Consider the following 10,309-nt stretch of genomic DNA (forward strand, 5'->3'; position numbering starts at 1 on the left):
TGCTCCCAGCCCCCTGCCGTCACCACATCCGCCGCCCCACCACATCCTGTTAGGGCGCGAGTCCTGCCGCGCCTTGCTTAGTAAGTGGGTCCCGGAGAATCCGTCATCCCCATTTTCTCCGAGGACTGGCTGAAACCTTTACCGGCCGCCGCTCAGCTACCTTCCCCCGCATCAACCTCATCATCGCCAGTCTCTCGAAAGCCTCCCCTCCAATCCTCCGGGACCCTTAAGACTCCTTGTTTATGAGCACCCGCTCGTAGTGCCACAGTTCATGCATTTGTAGCAGGCGCCGTTGCGCACCATTATGCTGCCGCAGTCGGGACATGGCGGCGCGTCGGCTTGGTTGATGAATGCCTGCCGTATCCCGCCGTCCTTGCCATCGCGCAAACTGGCTACTGGAGCCATCGCTACGGGCGCCACTTCTGATTTTGCCGACAACGTTTTCTCCGACTCGACAATCCCGACTTCGCGCTTTGCTTCTTCGTCCAGGAACTTCGACGCCATCCAGCGGAAGAGATAGTCAACGATCGACTTGGCGTACGGGATTTGCGGATTCTTGGTGAAGCCCGACGGCTCGAAGCGCATATGCGAGAACTTGTCCACCAGGAACTGCAGCGGAACGCCGTACTGCAGCGCGAACGAAATCGCCGTCGCGAAGGAGTCCATCAGGCCCGAGATGGTCGATCCCTGCTTCGACATCGTGACGAAAATTTCGCCCGGCGTGCCGTCCTCGTACATGCCGACCGTGATGTAGCCTTCGTGGCCGGCGATATCGAACTTGTGCGTGATCGATTTGCGCTCGTCGGGCAGCTTGCGCCGCTGCATCCGATCGTCAGCCGCCGCTATCACCGCCGCTGCGACCGTCTCCACCGCCTTCTCGGTCTTGCCGGTGTTGAGCGGCTGCGTGCGTTTAGAGCCGTCGCGGTAAATCGCGACCGCTTTCAAGCCGAGCTTCCACGCGGTGACGTAAGCCTCGGCCACTTCGTCCACGGTCGCTTCCGCCGGCATGTTGATCGTCTTTGAAATCGCGCCCGAGATGAACGGCTGCACCGCGCCCATCATCTTGATGTGACCGTTGTAGTGAATCGTGCGGGCGCCGGCGCGCGGCTTGAAAGCGCAATCGAAAACCGCAAGATGCGCGTCGGCGAGCTGCGGCGCGCCCTCGATCGTCTCGTTCTCGTCCAGGTACTCGACGATCTCCTGCACTTCCTTCGAGTCGTAGCCCAGCCGCTTCAACGCGCGCGGGACCGTACCGTTGACAATTTTCAGCATCCCGCCGCCGACCAGCTTTTTGTACTTGATCAGCGCGATGTCAGGCTCGATGCCGGTGGTGTCGCAATCCATCATGAATGCGATCGTGCCGGTCGGCGCTATCACCGTCGCCTGCGAGTTGCGGTAGCCGGCCGCCGTGCCGACCTTGAGCGCGTCGTCCCATGACTCGCGCGCGGCGCGCAGCAAATCGAGAGGAACGTACGACGGATCGAGCTTGTAGGCGTACGATTTGTGGCGCTCGATCACTTTCAGCATCGGCTCGCGATTGGACGCGTAGCCGGCGAACGGTCCCATCTGCTCGGCAATGCGCGCGGACTGCAGATAGGCCTCGCCCGTCATCAGCGCGGTGATCGCGGCGGCATAGCTGCGGCCCTGGTCAGAGTCGTACGGCATGCCGAGCGCCATCAGCAGCGCGCCGAGGTTCGCGTAGCCAAGCCCGAGCTCGCGGAACGCGCTGGCATTCTTGGCGATCTCGTCGGTCGGATACGAAGAATTGTCGACGACGATATCCTGCGCCGTGATCATCACGTCGACGGCGTGGCGGAACGCGCGGACGTCGAACTCGCCGCGCTCGTCGATGAACTTCATCAGGTTGAGCGACGCGAGATTGCAGGCCGAGTTGTCGAGATGCATGTACTCGCTGCACGGATTCGACGCGTTGATGCGGCCGCTGGCGGGGCAGGTGTGCCACAGGTTGATGGTGGTGTCGAATTGCATCCCCGGGTCGCCGCATGCGTGCGCGGCCTCGGCGATCATGTGGAGTATCTTGCGCGCAGGACGGGTCTCGGCGACTTCGCTGGACTTGACGAAATGCGTCTGCCATTCGGCGTCGTCGAGCACCGCCTGCATGAATCCGTCGGTGGCGCGCACGGAATTGTTGGCGTTCTGGAAAAATACGGAGCCGTAAGCGGGGCCGTCGAGCGAGGAGTCGTAACCGGCCTCGATCAGCGCCCACGCCTTCTTTTCCTCTTCTACTTTGCACTTGATGAAATCGACGATGTCGGGATGGTCGGCGTTGAGCACGACCATCTTGGCCGCGCGGCGCGTCTTGCCGCCCGACTTGATTACCCCGGCGCTCGCGTCCGCGGCTTTCATGAACGACAACGGTCCCGACGCGGTGCCACCCGACGAAAGTTTCTCGCGGCATCCGCGCAGCGCCGACAGGTTCACGCCCGCGCCGGAGCCGCCTTTGAAGATCATGCCCTCGTTGCGGTACCAGCTCAGGATCGAGTCCATGCTGTCCTCGACCTTGAGGATGAAGCATGCGGAGCACTGCGGCTTGGCCTCGATACCGACGTTGAAATAGACCGGGCTGTTGAACGACGCCTTCTGGTTGAGGAGCAGGTACTTCAGCTCGGCATGGAATGTTTCGCGCGCGTCGCCGTCGGCAAAGTAACCCTGCTTGTCGCCCCATCCGCTGATCGTGTCGACGACACGGGAGATCAGTTGACGGACGCTGGTCTCGCGCCGCGGCGTGCCGAGCGGTCCGCGAAAATATTTCGACACAACGACGTTGGTCGCGGTCTGCGACCACGCTCGCGGCACCTCGACGTCTCTCTGCTCGAAGACCACGCGCCCGTCTTCGCCCGAGATAACGGCGCTGCGCAGATCCCAATCGACCTGGGAATATGGATCGACGCCGGCCGTCGTGAAAAACCGCTCGAGCACGACACCTCGTCCCGGCGCGACAGAATTGACCGGGACAGCATTGGGAGCTGGTGCGCGGTCGGTTATTTTGGCCTTCGAATCCATCTCAAAGTCAATCGCTCCCCCGCCCATCACCGCATCCTCCCCACCTCGTTACATGCGCGTTAAGCCCGCATTCAGTTCCACTAGCATCGTCTTCGCTGCGCGGATGGCTCCTAGCCAATCTAGAGTCGCCATGTGATACGTATTATGCAGCGTGGGCGACAATATCGCTCGGCCCGTTCGGCTTGTCAAGCCCCGACCCCCTACAGGTAGCGTAGGACGATCTGTTAACAACCCATATGTTAGGTTGTTGATAGCTTTTGGTAAATCTTCGCTCCTATTAACGATTATGACTGACCGACTAAGTCGAATTAGCTCGACTAATGAAAATTGCCCTCGGAGAATGCCGCCGAACATACGGTCGGTATGCGTCGCGGCAGCAGTGGAGCTATCGTTTGCAGGTCATGCCAAATCGACGCCGTAAGGCTCCGGAACAGATCGGCGCCACGATGCAGCCCCTGCTCGATCGGATCGACCGCGAGGGTCATTTCGCGATAGTGCGGCTCGCGAAAGCGTGGCCGGAGATCGTCGGCGAAACGATCGCGCGTCGCACGGAAATCGTCTCGCTGAAATTCCACACCGCGGTCGTGAAAGTATCGGGCGCGATGTGGATACAAGAACTGAATCTGATGAAGTCGCAGATTCTCGCGCGCGTGACGGAGCGGATCGGCAACGACGTCGTGCGTGAGCTGCGCTTCGTGCAGGGGCGTTTGAGCCGGCGCGAGCGGCCGAAATTGCGCACGGTCCCGCGCGCGACGCGGAAATCGATCGAGCTCCCGGAGTTGAAAGATCCCGAGCTGCGCAAGGCCTTCGAGCGCCTGATCGAGGCCTGGGGGCGATCCGAGAGGTAAACGAACACGGCGCTGGTTACGTCACAATACTGTGAATCCGCTGGCGGGCGGTTTCGTAGTACATAGACGAGAGACCTGTCGTGGCTCTGGAAGTTTCTAAGCAAGATCGCATTCTCCACGTTCTCAACCGGCTCGCGTTCGGGCCGCGGCCCGGTGACTTCGAGCACGTAAGCGCGATCGGCCCCGAACGCTACGTGCGGGAGCAATTGCATCCCGAGTCGATTGCGATTCCGAGCGACCTGTCCGAGCGGGTCAACGAACTTCGAACGCTGCACATGAGCCCGATCGCGCTGTTCATCGAGTATCAGCGGCCGCTCAAGATGGCGCGCAAGGACGCCAAGGCTGAGGATGGCGGCGACAAGGCATCGATAAAAGACGCGACCAAAGATTTGAGAGTCAAGCAGCGCGTCGTGATGCGCGAGGCGGTCGAGGCGCGGATGATGCGCGCGATCGAAGGGCCACGGCAGTTGCAGGAAGTGATGACCGCGTTCTGGTTCAATCACTTCAACGTTTTCGCCGGGAAGGGCCTCGACCTCATTTGGACGGGTTCGTTCGAGGAGACTGCGATTCGGCCGCATACATTCGGCAAGTTCCGCACGCTGCTCGGCGCGACCGCGCATCATCCGGCGATGATGTTCTACCTCGACAACTGGCAGAATACCGCGCCCGGCAGCCCCGGCTCGAAAGGCAAGTTCGAGGGCATCAATGAAAACTACGCGCGCGAGCTGATGGAGCTGCATACGCTCGGCGTCAACGGCGGCTACTCGCAGGCCGACGTAATCGCGCTCGCGCATATTCTGACCGGATGGGGACTGCCCAAGCAGGGTGGCGGAAATCCGATGCGTAGAGGCGAGGGCATGGCTGGCGGCGAGACGGGCGGGGTTTTCCCATTCATGCGACGCCGCCGAAACTTCATGCCGGCTGCGGTCGATCCGAGCGGATTTTATTTCGACGAATCGCGTCACGACTTTTCGAGCAAAACTCTTTTGGGGCATCGAATCGAAGGCGGCGGGATCGATGAAGGCGAGCATGCGCTGGACATACTGGCGCGCAGCCCCGCTACCGCGAAGCATCTGAGCTTCAACCTGGCGCAATACTTCGTCGCCGACGATCCACCAAAAGCGCTCGTAGAGCGGATGGCGCAGCGTTACCTCGCGACTGACGGCGAGACTCGCGCAGTGCTCGAGACGATGTTCACCAGCGCGGAATTCTGGGACCCGCGATACTACGGCGCCAAGTTCAAGACGCCGTACGAGTACGTGGTCTCATGCGTGCGTGCGACCGGCGTGCCGGTTCGCAACTACCGGCCGCTGTACGGCACGATGCAGATTCTCGGCATGCCGCTGTACGGATGCCAGACGCCCAACGGCTACGCCAACACACAGGACGCGTGGCTCAATCCCGACGCGATGATGACGCGGCTCAGCTTCGCGAGGGCGCTCGGCTCGGGAAATTTGCCGCTGGAAAATCCGCCATTCGAAGAAGACGCGGACGGCGGCGGCGAGATGCGCCCCGAGCCTCCGGTGATCCCGCGCAATGGCGTTGGCAAGGTGAATATCAAGTTCGATCCCGGCCCGCATGGACCGAAGATGACGCCGCCCGACCCCGTGCAGCTCGCGGCGACGCTCGGCGATTATTTTTCGCCCGCGACGGCCAGCGCTGTGGAGGCGGCGCCTACACAACTGCGCGCGCCGCTGATCCTAGGCAGTCCGGAGTTCATGAAGCGCTGAGAGTTTTACGATGAAAATTTTTCAGGAAAGTAATTCGTGCATCGAGTGCAGTTCCGCGGTTGCGGCTCCCATCAGCCGGCGGGCTTTCCTGCGACGCGCCGCGATTCTGTCGGCGTCGGGAATCGTGCTGCTGAGCCCGCATGCGTGGGCCGCCCGCTCGGTCGATTCGAGCAGTAAGCGCCGCCTGATCGTGGTGTTCCTGCGCGGCGCGGTGGACGGCCTGAACGTGGTGGTGCCGCATGGCGAGTCGGCCTACTACGACGCGCGCCCGACGATCGCGATCGGACGCATGGGCGCGGGCGACGGAGTGATCGATCTCGACGGGCATTTCGGATTGCATCCCGCGCTCGCACCGATGGAGCGCCAATGGCGCGACGGCACGCTGGCGTTCGTGCATGCGTGCGGCTCACCGGATCCGACACGATCGCATTTCGACGCGCAGGATTTCATGGAGAGCGGCACGCCTGGCGTCAGGACGACGCAGGACGGATGGCTTAATCGGACGCTCGCTGCGATTCCTGGGACGCATGGCCCGACCGAGGCGTTGAGTCTGGGTCCGACGGTGCCGCGGATTCTGAGCGGCAAGGTGCCGGTCGCGAATATTGCGCTCGGCCGCGCTGCTGAAAAACCGATGCCGATGGACCGGCCGGTAATCGAAGCGGCGTTCGACAAGATGTATGTCGGCAACGATTCGATCAGCCGAGCCTATCGCGACGGACGCCAGGCGCGCATGCGCCTGATTAGCGAACTGACGCAGGACATGACGGAGGCCAATGCGGGCGCGCCGTCGCCGCAGGGTTTCTCCGACGACACCGACCGGCTCGCGCGGCTCATCGGCCGCGATCCCACGATTCGGGTCGCGTTCATGGCGCTCGGCGGCTGGGATACGCACGTCAGCGAAGGCGCGGCCAGCGGCCAGCTCGCAGGACATCTGAAGCCGCTCGGCGAGGGCCTCGCGAGTCTCGCGAAGTCGCTCGGGCCGAACTACCAGGACACCGTCATCTTGGTGATTTCAGAGTTCGGGCGCACGATGCATGAGAACGGCAACGGCGGCACCGATCACGGTCACGGCAACGTGATGTGGGTGATGGGCGGTCCGGTGAAAGGCGGCAAGGTTTACGGTGAGTGGCCGGGTCTATCGACGGCGAGCCTCTACCAGGAACGCGACCTCGCAGTGACGACCGACTTCCGTGAGCCAATCGCGACGGTACTGCGATCGCACATGCAGTTCTCAGAGGCGCAGATCGATCGAGTATTGCCCGGCCGCCCCCGCTCCAGCCGCAACGTGGACGGTTTGGTCAGAGTGTGAAAGAGCGGACGGGTTTGCGCCGGACGCTGCGAGTCGCGAATAATCGCCGGCATGGAATATGACGTAGTTGTTCGCAATGGTGTCGTCGTCGATGGTAGCGGCGCGCCTCGCTTCAGGGCTGACGTCGCGATCAAAGATCGTAAAGTTGCAGCGCTGATCGATCCGGGCGATACCGCGAGCGCTTCCGCAGCGCGCGAGATCGATGCGACCGGGCTTGCGATTGCGCCCGGCTTCATCGACCTGCACTCGCACTCCGACTGGGTGCTGCCGATCGCCGATCACGGGCAAATTCTGAAACCGTTTCTGCTGCAAGGCGTGACGACCTTTGTCGGCGGCAATTGCGGATTCTCGGTCGCGCCTGTCATGCGCGAGCGGCAGCGGATGCTCGACGAGTCGGGCCGTCTATGCGCCGAGCGGAAGTTCGATTGGGAGTGGGACGACGTGGCGGGCTTCGCCACGTACCTGAAGCGCCGGGGACTCGCGCTCAACGTCGCGCATCTCGCGGGGCACGGCAGTATTCGCCTGAGCGTGATGGGCTCAGACGCGGGCGAGCCGTCGGCGGAGCAGTTGCGCGCGATGAGTGCGATGGTCGAGCGCGCGATGGCTGACGGCGCGGTCGGGCTGTCGTGCGGGCTTGGCTATTTTCCGGGGATGATCGCGAAGCCGGCCGAACTCGCAGCGCTTGCGCGCGTGGCCGCGGCCGCAGGCGGAGTGCTGACGTCGCATCTGCGCGCATACTCGGCGCGCTCGGCGTTCTTCGACAGCAACGTTCCCCACAACATCCTGGCCGTGCGCGAGATGGCCAACGTCGCGCGCGAGGCGGGCGTACCGCTGCAAGTCTCGCATCTGATCTTTGTCGGCCGGCGCACGTGGAAGACAGTCGACGACACGATTGCCGAAGTCGAGCGCCACAGAGACGACGGCGTCGATATCGCGTTCGACACTTTCCCCTACACCTGCGGTAACACGACGATTCGCATCAGTTTTCCCGCGTGGGCGCAAACGGGGCTGGAGGATTTGCTCGATTCATCGGACGGCTGGAAAAGATTGCGCGACGAATTGGAGCCAAGCGGCCGATATATCGCCGAGTCGGTTCAACTTATGTGGGCGGTCAAGCCCGAACTCAGTCATCTCGAGGGTATGTTCTTCGGTCAGATCGCAGATGAGCTGAGACTCGATCCGATCGACGCGTACCTGACGATCACGCGTGAGAGTGGGACGCGCGCTCGCGTGCTGAACCATCTATACAGCGGCTACGATTACGGCGACGAGCACGCGCTGCAGGAAGCGATGAAGCATCCGCTGAACCTGTTCGAGATGGACACGATTCTGACCTCGCACGGGCATCACAACCCCGCGAGCTTCGGGACTTACCCGCGAATCCTCGGGCGCTACGTGCGCGAGATGAAACTGCTGACGCTCGAGGATGCAGTCCACAAGGCAACCGGGATGGCGGCGAAGCGGATGCGCCTCGGCGCGCGCGGCCTGGTGCGTCCCGGCTATGCGGCGGACCTGGTGATATTCGATCCGGAAACGATCGGATGCGCCGCGGATTCGAGGACGCCAACATTAACGCCGGTAGGAATCGAGCTCGTGATGGTCAACGGCACTGCGGTGGTAGCGGACGGCAAATGGTGCGGCGATGGAGTGATGGCGGGAGAGTGGATCGGGAGGAGCTAAGGGGAAGAATCCCTTGAGATTGCGCCGCAGAACCCTCACCTAATCTCTCCCCTTAAAATAACGGCGAGGGATCAGAAGAGGGCGCTTAGCGCTCCATGTCTTCCATCTTCTTCTCCATTTCGCGCAGCTTGGCGAGTTTCTGATCGGTCGGCTCGAGCTGCTGCTTGGTCGAAGCCTGTGCCACCGTCTTGGCTCGCTCGGTCGGCAACTCGCCGCTGACTTTTTGCAGCGCCTCCTTTGCGAGGCGCCGGACCATCGAGCTTCGATCCTGCGCAACAACAGCGTTCAGCAGCGGGATCGCTTTGTCGCTTCCGATTTCGCCAAGCGCGAAGACCGCGGTGCCGCGACCGCGCTCGTCCTGATCTTCGCCAAGATACTGCATCACCGGTACCACGCCCTGCGCATCGCCAATCCTGCCGAGCGCCGCCACCAGGTGCAGCTTGACGATGGGCTCGGTGGAGCGCAGGAAGAGCATCGTCGACATCGGTGGCACGGCCTCGTTGGCTTCGCGCGCGCCGAGGATATCGATGGCCTTCACCTTGACGCGCACGTCGGGGTCGGATATCGAGTCAATCAGTATCTGATTGACTTCGGGATCCTGGAGAAAGCGGAGTTTCACGAGTTCGGAGACCCGCACTTCGGGGTCCGCGTCCTTAAGACCGAGTTTAACGTCTTTGATGATCTTGAACGGTGTCTCCTGAGCCGCCTGACTCGCGATATCGTCGACGCCGGCCTTCACCTGGCCCTGATGCGACATCGGATTGGAACTGAGTGCGCTGCCCAATCCCTGGCCCCCATACTGCGCAAAGCCGAGGTGCGGAACGGCAAGCGCGGCGCCAAGCGCGAGCGACGCAAATAAATTTCGCTTGATAGTCATTTCGCGCACCTCCGCAATCGGCCAAAATTATTGGCGATCATGAGCAGTATTGCAAGGAACCACGCCGCCGCGGAGAGGCGCACGGATGTGCGCCCTAATGCGCTGGCGAGCGTTGTAGTCACCACGTTCATGCTGGTTGCGGGCGCCATCGCGGCACCGATACTGGTATCGGCCGCATCATCGGATTCGAATCCGCCGGCGGCGGCCGTGCCGTCGCATCCGCACAAGCATCGCCATTTACCGACTCCCGCGCCGACCCCGATGGCGCTGCCGCCCGAGGTCAAGGCAAAGGTGCCGGCCTACAAGCCGGGGCCGATACCGTTTCACGACGGCGAGCAGTTGATCTACCAGGCCTCGTGGGTCGGGATTCCGGCCGCGCAGGCGCGCCTCGAGTTCCACAAACAGCAAAAGAACGATCAGCCGCGATGGCTGGGCGAAGTCTGGATCGAGACTAACCCCTTTGCGGATGTGTTCTACAAGATGCGCGACTACATGAAGGAGAGCATGGCCGACGACACGCTCCACACCAGCGGCGTGTACCTGGTCCAGCACGAAAAATCGCGGCTCAATTATTACGACGTGACGATCGATCGGCCCGCGCAATTGGTCACGATGACCAAGAAGAATCACAAAGGGACGCAGAGCAAGGAGTACATCGCGTCGGATCCGTGGGGACCGATATCGGGCGCGATGATGGCGCTGACGCAGAACTTCGAGCCGGGCAAGACCTACGCGTTCGACGTGTTCAGCGGCAGCCAGCGCTATGTCTTCGCGTTCGTCGTCGACAAGCGCGAGCGGATTCACCTGGATATGGGCGATTTCGACGCGTGGAAAATCGTGC

7 protein-coding genes are annotated in these 10,309 nt (G+C 62.2%); 5 read left to right on the top strand and 2 right to left on the bottom strand.

All coding sequences use genetic code 11. The annotated features are described in order from the left end of the window. Nucleotides 1-240: 240 nt before the first annotated feature. Nucleotides 241-3,024, bottom strand: coding sequence for a vitamin B12-dependent ribonucleotide reductase (locus VJX68_RS04025; protein WP_324094366.1), 2,784 nt, complete (start codon nt 3,022-3,024; stop codon nt 241-243). A 401-nt stretch (nt 3,025-3,425) separates the two neighbouring features. Here VJX68_RS04025 and VJX68_RS04030 point away from each other — a divergent pair, with 401 nt between their 5' ends. The 4 genes from VJX68_RS04030 (at nt 3,426) to VJX68_RS04045 (ending at nt 8,591) form a co-directional block, all read left to right on the top strand. After that, nucleotides 3,426-3,872: a DciA family protein gene (locus tag VJX68_RS04030; protein WP_324094367.1), complete on the top strand. Its 447-nt coding sequence runs from the start codon at nt 3,426-3,428 to the stop codon at nt 3,870-3,872. An 80-nt stretch (nt 3,873-3,952) separates the two neighbouring features. Continuing rightward, the gene (locus VJX68_RS04035; RefSeq protein WP_324094368.1) at nt 3,953-5,602 is read left to right on the top strand and encodes a DUF1800 domain-containing protein; all 1,650 of its coding nucleotides are present in this window, start codon (nt 3,953-3,955) and stop codon (nt 5,600-5,602) included. Between the two features lie 10 nt (nt 5,603-5,612). Beyond that, complete coding sequence (locus VJX68_RS04040) at nt 5,613-6,911, top strand: DUF1501 domain-containing protein (RefSeq protein WP_324094369.1); 1,299 nt, start codon at nt 5,613-5,615, stop codon at nt 6,909-6,911. Between the two features lie 51 nt (nt 6,912-6,962). Further along, nucleotides 6,963-8,591 carry an N-acyl-D-amino-acid deacylase family protein gene (locus VJX68_RS04045; RefSeq protein ID WP_324094370.1) on the top strand — a complete coding sequence of 543 codons (1,629 nt, stop codon included), beginning with the start codon at nt 6,963-6,965 and terminating at the stop codon, nt 8,589-8,591. A gap of 85 nt (nt 8,592-8,676) precedes the next feature. On the opposite strand, the gene VJX68_RS04050 is transcribed toward VJX68_RS04045, so the two are convergent. Then, entirely contained in the window at nt 8,677-9,468 is a 792-nt protein-coding gene (locus tag VJX68_RS04050) for a HEAT repeat domain-containing protein (protein WP_324094371.1), read from the bottom strand. Between the two features lie 87 nt (nt 9,469-9,555). On the opposite strand from VJX68_RS04050, the gene VJX68_RS04055 reads away from it, so the two are divergent. Continuing rightward, nucleotides 9,556-10,309, top strand: a 754-nt coding sequence (locus VJX68_RS04055) for a DUF3108 domain-containing protein (protein ID WP_324094372.1), incomplete at its 3' end; no start/stop codon positions are given.

This window comes from Binatus sp. (SeqCode), from assembly GCF_035272065.1.
In the GTDB taxonomy this organism is placed as follows: domain Bacteria; phylum Desulfobacterota; class Binatia; order Binatales; family Binataceae; genus Binatus.